13 protein-coding genes are annotated in these 15,799 nt (G+C 66.4%); 7 read left to right on the top strand and 6 right to left on the bottom strand.

The window, feature by feature from the left end; genetic code table 11:
• Positions 1-8: 8 nt before the first annotated feature.
• A complete protein-coding gene (locus tag FHJ30_RS06155) occupies positions 9-2,972 on the bottom strand; it encodes a BTAD domain-containing putative transcriptional regulator (RefSeq protein WP_139028422.1) in 2,964 nt (987 codons plus the stop codon).
• Between the two features lie 241 nt (positions 2,973-3,213).
• Here FHJ30_RS06155 and FHJ30_RS06150 point away from each other — a divergent pair, with 241 nt between their 5' ends.
• Complete coding sequence (locus FHJ30_RS06150) at positions 3,214-3,705, top strand: hypothetical protein (protein WP_139028421.1); 492 nt, start codon at positions 3,214-3,216, stop codon at positions 3,703-3,705.
• Between the two features lie 3 nt (positions 3,706-3,708).
• Here FHJ30_RS06150 and FHJ30_RS06145 read toward each other — a convergent pair whose 3' ends face one another.
• Entirely contained in the window at positions 3,709-5,121 is a 1,413-nt protein-coding gene (locus tag FHJ30_RS06145; protein WP_139028420.1) for a PLP-dependent aminotransferase family protein, read from the bottom strand.
• Between FHJ30_RS06145 and FHJ30_RS06140 the strand changes: the two genes are divergently transcribed.
• Both FHJ30_RS06140 and FHJ30_RS06135 read left to right on the top strand, forming a co-directional pair.
• The gene (locus FHJ30_RS06140) at positions 5,120-6,109 is read left to right on the top strand and encodes a DMT family transporter (protein WP_139028419.1); all 990 of its coding nucleotides are present in this window, start codon (positions 5,120-5,122) and stop codon (positions 6,107-6,109) included. The genes FHJ30_RS06145 and FHJ30_RS06140 overlap by 2 nt on opposite strands.
• A 4-nt stretch (positions 6,110-6,113) precedes the next feature.
• On the top strand, positions 6,114-6,731 hold the full coding sequence (locus tag FHJ30_RS06135) for an FMN-binding negative transcriptional regulator (RefSeq protein ID WP_139028418.1): 618 nt from the start codon (positions 6,114-6,116) through the stop codon (positions 6,729-6,731).
• Positions 6,732-6,837: 106 nt separating this feature from the next.
• Here FHJ30_RS06135 and FHJ30_RS06130 read toward each other — a convergent pair whose 3' ends face one another.
• Positions 6,838-7,662, bottom strand: a complete 825-nt coding sequence (locus tag FHJ30_RS06130) for an SDR family NAD(P)-dependent oxidoreductase (protein WP_139028417.1) — start codon at positions 7,660-7,662, stop codon at positions 6,838-6,840.
• Positions 7,663-7,857: 195 nt separating this feature from the next.
• Here FHJ30_RS06130 and FHJ30_RS06125 point away from each other — a divergent pair, with 195 nt between their 5' ends.
• Together FHJ30_RS06125 and FHJ30_RS06120 are read left to right on the top strand one after the other, a co-directional pair.
• Positions 7,858-8,244, top strand: coding sequence for a TfoX/Sxy family protein (locus FHJ30_RS06125; RefSeq protein WP_139028416.1), 387 nt, complete (start codon positions 7,858-7,860; stop codon positions 8,242-8,244).
• Positions 8,245-8,338: 94 nt separating this feature from the next.
• Positions 8,339-9,928: an alkaline phosphatase gene (locus FHJ30_RS06120; RefSeq protein WP_139028415.1), complete on the top strand. Its 1,590-nt coding sequence runs from the start codon at positions 8,339-8,341 to the stop codon at positions 9,926-9,928.
• Between the two features lie 66 nt (positions 9,929-9,994).
• Here FHJ30_RS06120 and FHJ30_RS06115 read toward each other — a convergent pair whose 3' ends face one another.
• The 3 genes from FHJ30_RS06115 to FHJ30_RS06105 all read right to left on the bottom strand — a co-directional run bounded on the left by FHJ30_RS06115 (position 9,995) and on the right by FHJ30_RS06105 (position 12,984).
• Positions 9,995-10,732 carry a hypothetical protein gene (locus tag FHJ30_RS06115; protein ID WP_139028414.1) on the bottom strand — a complete coding sequence of 246 codons (738 nt, stop codon included), beginning with the start codon at positions 10,730-10,732 and terminating at the stop codon, positions 9,995-9,997.
• 261 nt (positions 10,733-10,993) lie between these two features.
• Positions 10,994-12,397 carry a GntP family permease gene (locus tag FHJ30_RS06110; protein WP_139028413.1) on the bottom strand — a complete coding sequence of 468 codons (1,404 nt, stop codon included), beginning with the start codon at positions 12,395-12,397 and terminating at the stop codon, positions 10,994-10,996.
• Between the two features lie 41 nt (positions 12,398-12,438).
• The gene (locus FHJ30_RS06105; RefSeq protein WP_139028412.1) at positions 12,439-12,984 is read right to left on the bottom strand and encodes a gluconokinase; all 546 of its coding nucleotides are present in this window, start codon (positions 12,982-12,984) and stop codon (positions 12,439-12,441) included.
• 189 nt (positions 12,985-13,173) lie between these two features.
• Between FHJ30_RS06105 and FHJ30_RS06100 the strand changes: the two genes are divergently transcribed.
• Together FHJ30_RS06100 and ctaD are read left to right on the top strand one after the other, a co-directional pair.
• On the top strand, positions 13,174-13,908 hold the full coding sequence (locus tag FHJ30_RS06100; protein ID WP_139028411.1) for a FadR/GntR family transcriptional regulator: 735 nt from the start codon (positions 13,174-13,176) through the stop codon (positions 13,906-13,908).
• A gap of 112 nt (positions 13,909-14,020) precedes the next feature.
• Entirely contained in the window at positions 14,021-15,775 is a 1,755-nt protein-coding gene (ctaD, locus tag FHJ30_RS06095) for a cytochrome c oxidase subunit I (protein ID WP_139028410.1), read from the top strand.
• Positions 15,776-15,799 lie beyond the last annotated feature (24 nt).

Below are 15,799 nucleotides of genomic sequence, written 5' to 3'. Positions count from 1 at the left end.
CCCACGGTTCAGGACCACGGGGCAGGGTCCACGACGCTCTCCGGGGTGGACGGCTCTGTTGGGCCTAGGGCAGCGCCCGGCGGCGATCCGGTGTGATGTGCGCCCTGCAGCACCTCATTAACCGCCTGACTGAGGGTAAGCCGTCTTCCGCCTTCCCAGGCGACACCGAACCGGATGGGACCTGCTTCCGCCCGGACCCGCGCGGTGATGGCTTGAACCCGTACAAGTTCTTCGCCGTAGAGGGGTGGTCCCTGTTCCGTGCGGTAAGAGTCAGCCGCAGCCAGCAGGCGCGCGGCCGGTTCCAGCCGCTTCTGCGCGGCATACACTCCGGCCAGCGATTCAAGGACTCCGACAAGGCTGCCTAGGGCCCCGAGCGGGACTACAACACTAATGGCTTCGAGCAGAAGACTTTCCGCCCGCTCCAGGTCGCCAGCTTGTTCTATGCTTTCGGCAAGGTTGGTGAGGACAGTACGCAATTGGTAGCTGTCGCGGAGGGGCTTGCTCAGTTCGACGCACTGCCGGGACAACTCCAGCGCGCGCTCGTGATCCCCAGCGTAGAACGCCAAGCGGGAGAGCAGAATCAGAGCGGACACGCGGGTAAGGTGGCTTGCATACGGGAGCGACAACACCTCCGCTGCGATCCGGTCCGCCGTACTCGTATCCCCGCGCTGCGCGGCCTGAACTGCAAGGCACATGGTTGTCCACGCGATGGCAGAATGATTTGCGCCCTCGCGGAACGCCTCAAGCGCCAAGCCGTGCAGGCGGGCCGCTTGGTCATAGCGTCCCGCAGCCCAGCTCAACGTGGCGGCCCCGCTCAGCGCTGGCCCTCGGAGCTCTGGTGAAGCGTCGAGTGCCGCCTCCACCAGCGCCGCGGCAGTCCGCTGCTGTTCGGCAAAGTCTCCGGTCAGCTCCCAGTAATGCCAGAGCTGCCCCACCAGGCGAAGTGCCAGTTCCGTCGAACCGCGCGGACCTGCCGCCCACAGCAGGGCCGCACGAAGGTCGAGTGCCTCTGAGTGCAGCGTCCGGAAAGCGTCCACCTGGCCCCGGCCCCACAGCAGCGGGCTTACGGCCTCGGCCAGGGCAACATAGTGCTCGGCATGCCGGCGGCGCACCTCCGGTTCCTCGGGAAACACCGCCAGCCGGTCACGGGCAAACTCACGGATGGACTGCAGGAGGGATACACGCCGCCGTCCTGCCTGGTCGGTGTAGCGCCGCAGCAGGCTGTGGTCCGCGAGCGCGGTCAGCAGTTCTTCAGTGGATGGCGCGCCGGAGGGGACCGGGCCGCGCACAGCGTCGATCGCTGCCACTGTGGGATCGTTGGCGAAAACACCGAGCTGGCACAAGAGCACGCGTTCAGGATCCGCAAGTAGTCGGTAACTCCATTCCATCGTGGCCGTGAGGGTACGCTGCCGGTCCGGAAGGTCCCTGAAATTCGAACGCAGCGCAGCCAGGCTGACCTCCAGGTCAGCGAGGAGATCGTGCTCGCTGACGTGGCGCAGTTGGGCGGCTGCCAGTTCGATGGCCAAGGGCAGGCCGTCCAGGCGGTGGCACAGCCGTGTTAAGACCGCGGCGTTTCCAGGGTCCACAGTGAAGTGCGGGCGGACGGCCGCGCCCCGGCTCAGGAGCAGCTTCATGGCGGGAACCTCCCGCAACTGCTGCGGCGGCAGGGGCGGGTCGAGGGGCGGCAGTTCAAGCGGCGCAAGCTCAAACTCGTGCTCGGGGCGCAACCCCAGCCGCCTCCGGCTGGTGGTAAGGATCCGCAGTTCAGGGGCTGCGGTGAGCAGGTCCAGCACCACGGGCCAGGCATTTTCCAGGTGCTCGAAGTTGTCCAGGACCAGGAGCAGGCGTCGGGCCTGCAGAAACTGGGTTGCAGTTTTCAAGGGGTCTTCGCCTGCTGGCGCTTCCAGTCCGAGTGCCGCCGTGATGGCACCCGGAACCTGCTCAACCTGGGTGAGCGGGGACAGACTCACCCAGCCCGCGCCGTCGGGCATGCGTTCCCCCAGGCGGGCGGCCGCAGCCATGGCAAGGCGGGTCTTCCCCGCCCCGCCGGCCCCCGTGACCGTGACAAGCCGGCATTCCTCCGAACGGTAAAGCGAGCAGACCTCCCCCAGTTCAGCGTCGCGGCCCACCAAAGGCGTGAGTGCGGCAGGCAGGTTGTTGAGCCGCGGCCTTGTTCGCTGGTGCCTGTCAGCGGTGGGCGGGGCAAGGGAAGGATCCTGCCGGAGCACCCGGGCTTCGAGCTCCCGCAGGCGCACCCCGGGATCAATGCCCAGCTCGGCAGCAAAGGTTTTCCGGGCCGTCCGGCAGGCGGCGAGGGCGTCCGCCTGCCGGTCGGAGCGGTACAGGGCGAGCACCAGGGACGCCCACAAGCGTTCCCGGAAGGGATGCTGCGATACCAGCCGCTGCAGCTCGGGCACCAAGGTGGCGTGGCGGCCTAGTGCAAGCTCGACGTCGAAGAGGTCCTGGTATGTACCCAGCCGGGCTTCCTCCAACTCTTCGAGGTCCGGGTCCAGCAACTCAACGTCGGCAAGGTCCGGGAAAGCGGGTCGCACGAACAAATCCAGGGCCTGACGCAGGCGGACTGCCCCGCTGGCAAGTTCACCGGCTTCTACCGCACGTTCGCCTGCGGCAACGTGGGCGCGGAACTGCAGCAGGTCGAGTTCGTCGTCGGCAGCAGCCAGAAGGTAGCCGCCCGGCTTGCTCGCCAGGCGGTGCGAGGCAACGCCCTTTGGACGGTTGGGCTCGAGCAGGTTCCTCAGATTTGCAGCGTAAACCTGCAACTGCGGGCCCGGGTGCGCAGGCGGGTGGCTGTCCCAGATAACTTCAGCCAGGAAGTCGGCTGCGACCACCGAGTTCGCCCGGAGCGCCAGGCATTCGAGGACAATACGCAGGTTGCGGCTGCTGACTGGAACCTGGGCGCCGTCAGCGATCACTTGCAAGGGACCCAGGACCCTGATCCACAGTGCGCTCATCGGCGAGCACCTCTCACTGACCTTCCACAGAGGCGGGCAACGCCCGTCCTGTGGAACTCACTCGACCAGCGACCCCCAAGCCCCCGCCCTGCCATTCAATGCGCCCTGTGGGGCGGCATCAAACCCCATCATGCTCCCGTGCACGCGGCGGGTCCAGAGTCTTACGACCGATTAAGGACCCGTTAAGTCCCCGGAGCCAGTCTTTAGTTGCCCAATGCGGTACTCCTGAAAGGAAGATCCAATGAAAACCACCATGACGCGCACGTTTGCCCCGGCCGCCCTTGCCGCGGCAGCGCTCCTCGCCCCGGCATCCGCCGCCGTTGGCGCGGCCGTCCCCGGCCCGATAGAAGGCACGTTCACACTCTCCTGCCCGGGCTTCAAGGTGGTGCTCAGCGCCGAAGGCAAGATCGGAGTCATCGGGCTGCCCGGCGACCGCGAAAAAATGATCTGGCCCGGCTTGAGCGTCACCGTCACAAACAAATCAGGAGAATCCGTCTCCTATACCGGCGCAGCCGGCGTAACCCACATCCAATACCTGGATGGTGGCGGCCAGTTCGTCACCGCGACCGGACCGAACCTCATCACCGTTCCACGGGCGAATGGACATCCTGTGGGGGTCTTCTTCACCACCGGCAACGTCAGCTGGACCCTTGACCCCAAGGGACGGGAAGTCGGGGACATGTTCTCCGGCAGCGGCACAGTGACCGACGTCTGCGCGGCACTGGCCGGCTGACTGCTAGCCCAGGTTCCGCTCCAGCGTCTGGCCGATGATCCGGGCGCCTTCAGGGAAGGCGCCCGGATTTGTCCCCGAGTAGTTGAGCCGGATGAAAGGACCCGCGGGTTCAGCCGGAAACCACTCGTCCCCTGGGGCGATGATGACGCCGGCCGCCTCGCAGTCCCGTGTCAGGCGCGCCAGGTCCGTCCCGTCAGGAAGCCGCAGCCACAGGTTGAGCCCGCCCTTCGGCACCTGCCCGATGTGTGCCTGCGGGACATGCTCACGCACGCTGGTGACCAGCAGGTCCCTCCGGGATTCAAGCTGGTGGCGGAGGCTGCGCAGGTGCGTCTGCCACCCTGGCTGCGTGACGACGTCGAGCGCTGCTGCCTGCAGCAGCCCGCTGACGTACATCGATTCGGCGGCCCGGTCCGCAAGGATGCGTTCCCGCGCCGGCCCGCGGGCAATGAGGGCTGCCACCCGGATGGCCGTGGACACACTCTTGGTCAGCGAGCGCAGGTAGATGACGTGCCCGGAATCGTCGCGGGAAGCCACGGGCACGGGGGTGGAGGTGATGCCAAAGTCATGTGCCCAGTCGTCCTCCACCAGGAACGCGCCCTTCGCCCGGAGCACGTCCAGGACCTCGTCGCGGCGTTCCGGACTCCATTGCGCGCCGGTTGGGTTTGCATAGTTGGGTTGCGCGTAGAAGACCCGGGCTCCGGACTCGTCAAAGGCGCGGGCAAGCTCCCCGGCACCCGGCCCTCCGGGACCACTGGGCACCGGGATCACACGGACGCCCGCCTGTGCAGCCGCGAGGATGGCGCCCCAGTAGGAGGGCGACTCCATCAGCAACGGCTGCCCCCTCCCCACCAGCGCACTGAAAATGGAGCTCAGCCCGCTCTGGCTGCCGGGGAGTACGACGACGTCGCTCGGGTTCGGCGGTGATATTCCGGCCGGCGTCGACGCGGCGAGCTCGTGGGCGAACCACGATTGCAGTTCCGGCAGGCCGGCCGCGGGCGGCCTGGACAGGGCCGCGTCGCCGCGGGCGGCGCGGGTAAGGGCTGCCCGCACCAGCCGCTCGGGCAGCAGCTCGCGGGCAGGGTAGCCGGAATGGAAGGTGATGGCGCCGAGCGGCACGTCCCGCATGGTGGACGAGGCCGGGGGCAGTGCCGCCAGCGGCGAGCGGAGTGCCGCCGTCTGCCAGCCGTAGTCGGACGGGCGCGCCATCCGGGCTGCCCGCACGAACGTCCCCACGCCCGGGCGGCTCTCAATCAGGCCTTGGGCCGTGAGGGCCTGCAGGGCCTTCTGGACAGTGACCGGGCTGGCCTGGTATTCGGCCACCAGGGTACGTGTGGACGGCAGTTTCGCTCCAGGGGCGGCTGCGGACAGCCAGGATTTCAGATGCGCCACTATGCGCGAACTGCTATCGTTGTTCATGAGAGACAATAGTAGCGCTACTCCTTCTGTGCGCACACCGATACTGCGGCCGCAACCGTCCGGACTTTGGCTCGGCCTGGTTGGCGTGGCAGCGTTTTCGTTGACCGTCCCCTTTACCAAGATTGCCGTGGCAGGCCTGTCCCCGCTGTTCATCGGTTCCGGCAGGGCTGTCCTGGCGGCAATTCTGGCGGCGTCCGCCCTGGCGCTCAGCAGGCAACCGCTCCCCCGAGGGACGCAGTGGCTGCGCCTGGCAGTGGTGGCGGGCGGCGTCGTCATTGGCTTTCCGCTGCTAACGTCCTTTGCCCTCACCAGCACCCCCGCCAGCCATGGCGCCGTGGTCATCGCCCTGCTTCCGGCCGCAACAGCCACAGCCGCGGTACTGCGCGGACGGGAACGGCCGCAGCGCGCCTTCTGGCTGGCCACAAGCGCGGGTGCGGTGGCGGCGATTGGCTTCGCGGCCGTGCAGTCGGGAGGATTCGGGCAGCTGCATGCGGCGGACCTGCTGCTCCTCGGGTCAGTGGCGGCCGCCGCCATAGGTTACGCAGAGGGCGGCCTGCTGGCCCGCGAGCTCGGCGCGTGGCAGACCGTCTCCTGGGCGCTGGTTATGGCAGCGCCGCTGATGGTTTTCCTGGCAGCGGTTTCCGTAACCCAGCAACCTCCGGTGGCCACCCCGGCGCAGTGGGCGGCGTTCGCCTACCTGGGCGTTGTGAGCATGTTCCTGGGCTTCTTCGCGTGGTACCGAGGACTGGCCATCGGCCCCATAGCCCGGGTAAGCCAGGTCCAGCTCATCCAGCCCGTACTCACCATCTGCTGGGCCGCGCTCCTGCTGGGAGAGGCCCTCACCTGGTCCACGGTCCTCGGCGGCCTGGCTGTCATTCTGTGCGCTGGCGCTGCGGTCCGCGTCCGGCTCCGGCCAGCGCCCGCCCAGGCAGCCGCCGTCCCCGGGTCCGCCCTCTCCAGCCCCGTCCTCCAGCCAGCAAAGGATTAGCAGCATGTACGTTCCAGCCCACTTCGCTGCCAGCCCCGAAACAGTCAAGGCCCTGCTCACCCGCCCGGGTTCGGCGAACCTGGTTACCATGACGGCGCAGGGCCTCCTCGCCACGCTCCTGCCTTTCGTCTACGATCCCGACGCCGGCGAGCATGGCGCGCTGCAGGGGCACCTTGCGCGGAACAACACGCAGTGGTCCCAACCCGCCGTCGGGGAGGCGCTGGCCATCATCCAGGGTGCGGACGCCTACATTTCGCCGTCCTGGTACGCGTCCAAGGCCGGGCACGGGCGCGTAGTCCCCACGTGGAACTACACCACCGCGCATGTGTATGGACGGCTGGTAATCCACGACGACCCCGCGTGGCTGGATCAGCAGGTCCGGCGCCTCACCGGGCTGCACGAGGCCGGCTTTGACCACCCTTGGGGCGTGGATGATGCGCCCGGCCGGTACATCGCCGGGCAGTTGCGGGCCATCGTGGGCGTCGAGCTGGTCATCACCCGGATCGAAGCCAAGGCAAAGCTGAGCCAGAACCGGCCCGGGGCCGACATTGACGGTGTGGTGGCAGGCCTGTCCGCGGCCGGACACGCGGCGGCGGCAGCAGATGTGCAGCAGGCGCGGTGACCGGATTGCGTGACTTACGGAGGCCGAAAGGGTCCCCGGGCCCGGAATGCGGCCGCCCGGGCAGCGAAGGCGGCTCAAAAGATACACATTCCGGCCCGGCACCACCCTAGGACGAAGCCTTCACCAGCTCCTCGCTGGCTTCCCACAGCCCCTGCGCCAGCCCGGCATCGTAGGCCTGGGGGTTGGCCTTGGCCAGGGCGCGCTTGTAGTAGTACGCGCCGGAGATCCAGTCCTTGCCCGCCGTGCCGTTGGCCAGCCAGAGCAGGGTGTCCGCACCCTCGTCCGGCGTCAGCATAAAGCGGTTCAGCAGCGTCTTGTAGACATGCCGCCACGGTGTTGTGGACTCTGCCGCGAAGTTGGTGCGGACCACGCCCGGGTGGAATGCCGCCGTCGTAATACCCTGTTCGCCGAAGCGGCGGTGCAGCTCGGAGGTGAAGAGGATGTTGGCGAGCTTGCCGGTGCCGTAAGCGCGGTTGGTGGAATACGTGTGTTCGGCGGTGAGGTCGAACAGGTCCAGCTTGCCGAAGTTGTTGGCTCCGCTGGAGGTGTTGATGACCTTGGCGTTGCTGGCAACCAGAGTGTCCATCAGCAGCGTGGTGAGCAGGAACGGCGCCAGGTGGTTGATCTGGAAAGTGGCCTCGTTGCCGTCCACCGTGAGGGCGCGCTTGCCCATGATGCCGCCGGCGTTGTTAGCCAGGACGTCGATGCGCGGGTAGTCGGACTCCAGCTGGGCGGCGAGGGTGCGGACCTGCGCGAGTTCCGAGAAATCGCTGACGAAGTAGTCGGCGTCCAGCTCCTTGGCGACGGCCCGGGTCTTCTCCGCGGAACGGCCGACGACGACCACCTGCTCCCCTGCCTTGGCCAGCGTCCGGGCGGCTGCTGCGCCGATGCCGTCGCTGGCGCCGGTGATCACGATGGTGCGAGGAGTCAAGGGGTGTCCTTTGGTTGGGGAAGTCGCGGCGCCCTGCCTGGGCGTGGTGGCACTATCGGAAACAACGACGGCGGCATGGCGGGTGTTCCCCGGCGCGGACAAGAGGGCATATCCTGCACAGACCGGCCGGCACGGCAGCAGGCCGCCACAGCTCAGCCAAGCACACACCAGCCAGCACAGCCCAGGGGGAAAGCCATGGAGATGCCCAAAGCGTCGGACGCGGACAAGGAGCGTTTCAGGTCCCTGGTGCCGGACGGCCCCGGCGTGGCGGTGAAGCCGATGTTCGGGAATTTGGGCGCGTTCGTGAACGGCAACATGTTCGCCGGGCTGTTCGGGCCCACCATCGGGATCAAGCTGTCGCCGGAGGACAAGGAGCAGCTCGAGGGAGCGGAGCGGACGGTCCCGTTCGGCCCCGCCGAGCGGCCCATGGGCGGTTACACCGGATTGCCGGAGGTCTGGAACGAGGAAGGCGACGGCGACGACGCCCGCGCCAGGGCGTGGATCCATAAGGCCTTCGAGTACGTGGCAGGGTTGCCGCCCAAGGAGCCGAAGGCCGCGAAACCCCGGGCGGCAGGCAAGTAGCACAGCCCTTGCGGGTCATTTTTTGTCACGCAGTTAACCAGTCATTCATACCGCCCTCAGCGGCTGTCCAACCGGGCTCCCTAGGGTCGGACGCATGGACAACATCTCGCGCAGATCCCTCATTTCCGCCGGCCTCGGGGCCGGCCTCGTCGCCGCCCTGCCAGGTGCCGCCGTCGCCACTTCCACCGCGGACGACGCCGGCCTCCGCACCGATCCCTTTATGCTCGGCATCGCGTCGGGCGAACCGTGGCCGGACGGCTTCGTAATCTGGACCCGCCTGGCGCTGGACCCCCTGGCCGAGGACGGCCTGGGCGGCATGCCCGCCCGCCAGGTCCCGGTGGCCTGGGAGGTGGCAGAGGACGAGGGCATGCGCACCGTAGTAGCCCGCGGCGTCGAACAGGCACGCATCGAAACCGCCCACTCAGTTCATGTGGAGCTGAAGGGCCTGAAGCCGGGCCGCGAATACTTCTACCGGTTCCGCAGCGGCCGCCACATCAGCGCAACCGGCCGCACGCTCACCGCCCCGGCGCTGCACGAGACGCCCGCGGCCCTGGCCATGGCGTTCGCGAGCTGCTCGCAGTACGAGCACGGTTACTTCACCGCCTACACGCGCCTCGCCGAGGACCACCCGGACCTGGTGCTGCACCTGGGTGACTACCTGTACGAGTACAAGAAGGACAGCTACGTGATCGGCGGCGGCAACCCGCGCGACCACCAGGGCCCCGAGACTGTGAGCCTCGCCGGCTACCGGCAGCGGCACGCCCAGTACAAGTCCGACGCCGACCTGCAGGCAGCGCACGCTATCGCGCCGTGGCTTGTGGTGTGGGATGACCACGAGGTGGACAACAACTGGGCGGACGAGGTCCCCGAGAACCGCGACCCCAACCAGATGAACGACACCACGGAGCGTTTCCGGCAGCGCCGCGCCGCTGCGTTCCAGGCGTACTACGAGAACATGCCGCTGCGCGCTTCCTCCGTTCCGGCCGGGTTCGACATGAAGATCTACCGGACCATCCAGTGGGGCCAGCTGGCCAACTTCCACATGATGGACACCCGGCAGTACCGTGACGACCAGCTCGCCGGCGACGGCTGGAAGAAGAACGTGGCCGAGCGCCTGGCCGAGAACCGCACCATCACCGGCGCGGAGCAGGAGAAGTGGCTGCTGGACGGGTTCAGGAACTCCACCCAGCGCTGGGACATCCTGGGCCAGCAGGTGTTCTTCGCCGAGCGTGACCGGGCCCAGGCCCTGGAGGTCGACGACGTCTCCATGGACGGCTGGGACGGCTACGCCTCCTCCCGCCGTCGCATCACCCAAGGCTGGGTGGACGCCAACGTGCGCAACGCCGTCGTGCTTACCGGCGACGTGCACCGCAACTGGGCGAACGACGTCAAGGTGGACTACAAGGACCCGGCCTCGCCTGTGGTGGGCTCGGAGCTGGTGTGCACGTCCATCACGTCCACCGGAAACGGCACCGGATCCACCACGGAGCCCACCATGGCGTGGAACCCGCACCTGAAGTTCTACAACGACAACCGCGGCTACGTGAACACACGCATCACCCGCGAGGCGATGACCGCGGACTTCCGGACGCTGGACTACGTCACGACGCCGGGCGCCCCCGTTTCAACGAAGGCCTCGTTTGCCATCCAGGACGGCGTTCCGGGGCTGCAGGCTCGCGGTTAGGCCCGAAAGCCCGTTCCAATGGAACGTCCGGCCGGCGCACCGGCCGGACGTTCCGTCGCTGGAAGGCTAGGGCTGGACAACACTCACGAGTTCTGACCGACTGCCTGTTTCCAGGTCCTCGGTAAGCACCAAGGCAGCGACTTGGGGGCAGTGGTACTTGTGCTCCCGCGCATTCTTTTCAAGCGGAGTCCAGTCGTACACCTTGACGCAGTCCGTGTAGGTGCCGGACTTCGTGGAGACAGTTTCGCCAACGGCGACGGTATCCCGCGTGTCCTCGGCATGACCCGCATAAAACTCCTGCTTGTAGGAGTCACCCACGCGCTGCTCCGCCTTCATCCAGATACCGGCCTTTGCCCCGTCCTTCCCGTGCAGGAAGCTGCCGGCATGGTTAACCAAAATCCCATTCCAGAAGTTGTTCACGTCCTCACCGAAATACCACACGTCGCCGTTTTTGTGCTGCGCCAGATAGTCTCGGGTTTCCTCCACAAGCTGCCCGTTCTTGTATTCCTTGTCCAGGTAGATCACCGTTTCAACACCCTCGACCATCTTGGTCTCCTGCAGGATTTCAATTTCGATCGTCTCGGTGACCTTTCCCTGTTGAACGGTTTCGTAGGTCAACTTCTTGCCGACCGGAAGGGCGAAGTATTTATTGGTGATTTGGGTGCTGAAATCTGCGGGGTTAATCTGCGGGGTGTACTCCGCGGCCCTGCTCCTCCTGGTGTTTTCGGTGATAAAGATTGTGGTGCCCACAGCTACCAGCAGCACAACGAGGACGGCTAGGAATATTTTGGTTGGTTGATTCATGACCTTTCCCACTCCTTCTGAGTAGAAATTCCTATTGGGGGTCAGAGCACCGTTGCTTGCCCATGGCCATAGGAGAAAGGTAGTGCAGTCCGTCGCCAACCTGAACCCCCTCGGCTACCCCTTTCCAAGGGGGCAGAACAGCCAAAGTCGGGTATTCGGGGCAACCCCTTAAAAGTAAGTAGCGCCAAGTGTCGTTTTGGGGGTTCAAAACGACACTTGGCGCTACCTAGTTGGGGAGGGGGGTGCCTTAAGTTGGGCAGGCTAACCCGCCAGGCCGGCCACCAGGAAGATTACGGCGGCGATGGCAAAGCCCATCACGCCGATAAGGGTTTCCATGACGGTCCAGGTCTTCAGCGTAGTCTTGACGTCCATGCCAAAGAAGCGGCCCACCAGCCAGAAGCCGGAGTCGTTCACGTGAGAAACCACCACGGAGCCGGCGGCCACGGCAATCACCAGGGCGGCCACCTGCATGCCGTTCAGCCCCGCCAGGGCGACAGCGGGAGCGATCAGGCCGGCAGTGGTGGTCAGCGCCACGGTGGCCGACCCCTGGGCGATGCGGAGGATGGCGGAGATCAGGAAGCCGGCCAGGATGAGCGGAATGCCCAGGTCGCCCAGGACGTCGGCCAGGGCCTGGCCGATGCCAGAGGTCCGCAGGACGCCGCCGAACATGCCGCCGGCGCCGGTGATCAGGATGACCGAGCAGACAGGCCCCAGGGATGATTCGAGCAGCTTCTCAAGCGCCCCTGCGTCCTTGCCCCGCTTGGCGCCCAGCACGAACAGGGCCACAAGCACGGCGATCAGCAGCGCCACCGGGGTCTCGCCGAGGGTGCGCAGGACCTGGTACCACTGCTCGTTCTTAACACCTGCGGGCAGGACGTTGGAGGACGCCAGGGTGTTCAGGCCGGTGTTCATGAAGATCAGGACCAGCGGCAGGAGCAGCAGGCTCACGATGGTGCGGAAGCGCGGCGGGTGGGACTCGGCTTCGGCGGTGGCGTGGCCCAGGATTTCCGGCACGGGCAGGACCAGCTTCTTGCCGGTGTAGAGGCCGTACAGGTAGGCCGTGACGTACCAGGTGGGGATGGCGACAATGAGGCCGGCGATGGTCACCAGGCCGATGTTGGCGTCGAAGAATGCCGCCGCGGACACCGGACCCGGGTGCGGCGGCAGGAAGATGTGCATGACGGAGAACGCGCCGGCGGCGGGCAGGCCGTAGCGGAGCACTCCCCCGCCCAGGCGGTGTGCCACGGCGAAGACGACGGGCAGCATGACCACCAGGCCGGCGTCAAAGAAGATGGGGAAGCCGAAGATCAGCGAGGCCAGGCCCAGCGCGAACGGGGCGCGCTTTTCCCCGAAGACGCCGATGAGGTAGTCGGCCAGCACCTTGGCGCCGCCGCTGGTTTCCACGATGCGGCCGAGCATCGCGCCCAGGCCCACCAGGAGTGCCACCGTGCCGAGCGTGGTGCCGAAGCCGTTGATCAGCACCGGGACCACCTGGTTGGCGGGGATGCCGGTGGCGAAGGCAGTGGCGAGGCTGATCAGGATCAGCGCGATCAGGGCGTGCATGCGCAGCTTGATGATCAGGAACAGCAGGACGAGGATCGCTGCCGCGGCGATGAGCAGCAGCGGGCCTGCGCCCAGTGTTTGGGTCCATCCTTCGATGGTCATGGTTCTCCTTTGAAGCAGGATTTGTTGGGGATCAGGGGCGGTCAGGACGCGCGGGGCGCCTGGCCGGAGGAAAGGTTGAGGGCCCGCACGACCGCGGCGACCAGCTGTTCGGGTGACTGCGAGATGTCGAGGCGGAGACTGCCGGCGTCGAGCTCTTCCTGGCTGAGCGCCTCGAGGGTGGCCAGCTGGCTGGGCAGCAGGGCGGGCGGCATGAAGTGGCCTTCGCGGCCCTGCATCCGCTCGCTGATCAGGTCCGCACCGCCGTCGAGGTGGAGGAAGATGACGCGGCCCTCCGCTTCGGACAGGAGCTGGCGGTAGCTTTTCTTCAGTGCCGAGCAAGTGATCACGGTGCTGCAGCCGGCCTGGGCCTGGCCGGTCATCCAGGCGCGGATTTCCTGGAGCCAGGGCCAGCGGTCCTCGTCCTGCAGCGGAATGCCCTCTGTCATCTTGGCGATGTTGGCGGCCGGATGGAACTCGTCCGCCTCGGCGCAGGCCCAGCCCAGCTGGCGGGACAGGCCCGCCGCAAGGGTGGTTTTGCCGGACCCGGCTACGCCCATGACCACAAGATGCGTGGGGGGATTCTGCATGTTCATACCTCCGGGGAAGACGTCTTTGGCTTTCGAAGAAGCTCGCTGCGTGCCCGTTCTTGCGTGGGCTACGCCATAAGGTATCACCTTTGGGGACAATAAATACTATCTTTGCGTGTCACAGGTCATACCTTTGGCGTTTCGTTCGCTATTCTGGAGATGCGCTTCTGCGCGGAGAGAGGCGGAAAGATGTCGACGGCGACAGTTGAGGGTGCGGATGAGGCGCACGACGGCGGGGCCTCCCCCGCGATGCATGAGCGCGTTCTGGAGGCGGTCGGCGTCGCCATCGCCTCCGCCAAGCTGGCCCCGGGCAGCAGGCTCACCCTGGAAGGCCTGCAGCACGAGTACGGAATTTCCCGGACCGTTGCGCGGGACACCATGAAGGTCCTGGAGTCGATGAACCTGGTCTATTCGAGGCGCCGGGTGGGCATCGTGGTGCAGGAGCGCCGGCTCTGGAATGTCTTCGATCCCAAACTGGTGCGCTGGCGCTTGGCCTCGGACCGGCGCGACGCCCAGTACAGCAGCCTCACGGAGCTGCGCATCGCCGTCGAACCCATTGCCGCCGCAGGCGCCGCCAGGCGCGCCAGTGCAGCGGAACGCGCACAGCTCGTTGCCCTGGCGGCGGAGCTCCGGCGGCTGGGTGAGGCCGGCGACCTGCAGGGGTTCCTGGCGGCCGATATCGAGTTCCACCGGCTGTTGCTGCGGAGCTGCGGAAATGAGATGTTCCGGGCGCTGGAGGGCATGGTGGCGGAGGTGCTCACCAGCCGCACCCAGCAGGGGCTGATGCCGTTCAAGCCTCGGAACGAGGCGCTGCAGGCGCATGAGGACGTGGCTGCAGCCGTGGCAGGCGGGGACACCGCGGTGGCGGAATCAGCGATGCACCACATTTTGGACGAGGTCCGGAACGCGATGGGGCTGCACTAGTCCCGGCGGCCCAACAAAGCACTTCCCGGACACCGCGATCCTGAGTAGCCTTCAAAGTAGGGCTCAGGCAAGGGGCCTCCAGCGCCATCCAGGAGATCTGCGAGGTGGAACGATGACCACGACCGGACGTTCAGGTGAAGGGCTCGCCGCTACCGCTGCGCCGGCCGTGGTACCCCGCCGCAAGGGCAGCATCGTGGTCAACTGGCTCACCACCACGGACCACAAGACCATCGGGTACATGTACCTGATCACGTCCTTCGCGTTCTTCTGCATGGGCGGGGTCATGGCGCTGCTCATCCGGGCCGAACTGTTCGAGCCGGGCATGCAGATCCTGCAGACCAAGGAGCAGTACAACCAGCTGTTCACCATGCACGGCATCATCATGCTGCTGATGTTCGCCACGCCCTTGTTCGCGGGCTTCGCGAACGTGATCATGCCATTGCAGATCGGCGCGCCGGACGTCGCGTTCCCGCGGCTGAACGCGCTGGCGTTCTGGTTCTTCCTGTTCGGTTCCACCATCGCCGTTTCCGGCTTCATCACCCCACAGGGTGCGGCGTCGTTCGGCTGGTTCGCCTACGCGCCGCTGTCCGATACAACCTTCAGTCCCGGCCTTGGCGGGGACCTGTGGGTCTTTGGCCTGGCACTGTCCGGCTTCGGCACCATCCTCGGTGCCGTCAACTTCATCACCACCATCATCTGCATGCGCGCCCCGGGCCTCACCATGTGGCGGATGCCGATCTTCACCTGGAACACCCTGGTGACGGCCATCCTGATCATCATGGCCTTCCCGCCGCTGGCGGCGGCACTGTTCGCCCTCGGAGCGGACCGCCGCTTCGGAGCCCACATCTACGATCCCGAAAACGGCGGCGCCATCCTCTGGCAGCACCTGTTCTGGTTCTTCGGCCACCCCGAGGTGTACATCATTGCGCTGCCGTTCTTCGGCATCGTCTCGGAGATCTTCCCGGTCTTCAGCCGCAAGCCGATCTTCGGCTACAAGGGCCTGGTCTACGCAACGATCGCCATCGCCGCGCTCTCCATGACGGTGTGGGCCCACCACATGTACGTCACCGGCGCCGTGCTCCTGCCGTTCTTCGCCTTCATGACCATGCTCATCGCGGTCCCCACCGGCGTGAAGTTCTTCAACTGGATCGGCACCATGTGGGGCGGCTCGCTGACGTTCGAGACTCCGATGCTCTGGAGCATCGGCTTCATGATCACGTTCCTGTTCGGCGGCCTGACCGGCATCATCCTGGCCTCCCCGCCGCTGGACTTCCACGTGTCCGACTCCTACTTTGTGGTGGCGCACTTCCACTACGTGGTGTTCGGCACCGTGGTGTTCGCCATGTTCGCCGGGTTCTACTTCTGGTGGCCCAAGTTCACCGGCACCATGCTCAATGAACGCCTGGGCAAGATCCACTTCTGGATGCTGCTCCTGGGCTTCCACGGGACGTTCCTCATCCAGCACTGGCTGGGCGTCGAGGGCATGCCCCGCCGGTACGCGGACTACCTGGTGGAGGACAACTTCACCTGGATGAACCAGTTCTCCACCATCAGTTCCTTCCTGCTGGGCGCCTCCCTGATCCCGTTCTTCTGGAACGTCTACATCACCTGGCGGGCCGGGAAGAAGGTTACCGTGGACGATCCGTGGGGCTTCGGCGCCTCACTGGAATGGGCCACGTCCTGCCCGCCGCCGCGGCACAACTTCACCTCGCTGCCCAGGATCCGCTCGGAGCGGCCGGCCCTGGATCTGCACCACCCCGAGATCCGGGTCCGCGAACACGAACCGGTCCACAGCACCGCAGCAGCTGCCCTGGGTGCCGCCGACATCGGCGAGAAGGACGTCCGGGAACCGAACCCGGACAAGTAGCGGGCCGGCCGGGCCTGCGTTCGT

The organism is Arthrobacter sp. BB-1 (assembly GCF_006151685.1).
Lineage (GTDB): Bacteria > Actinomycetota > Actinomycetes > Actinomycetales > Micrococcaceae > Arthrobacter.
This window is presented reverse-complemented; position numbering and strand designations above follow the sequence as displayed.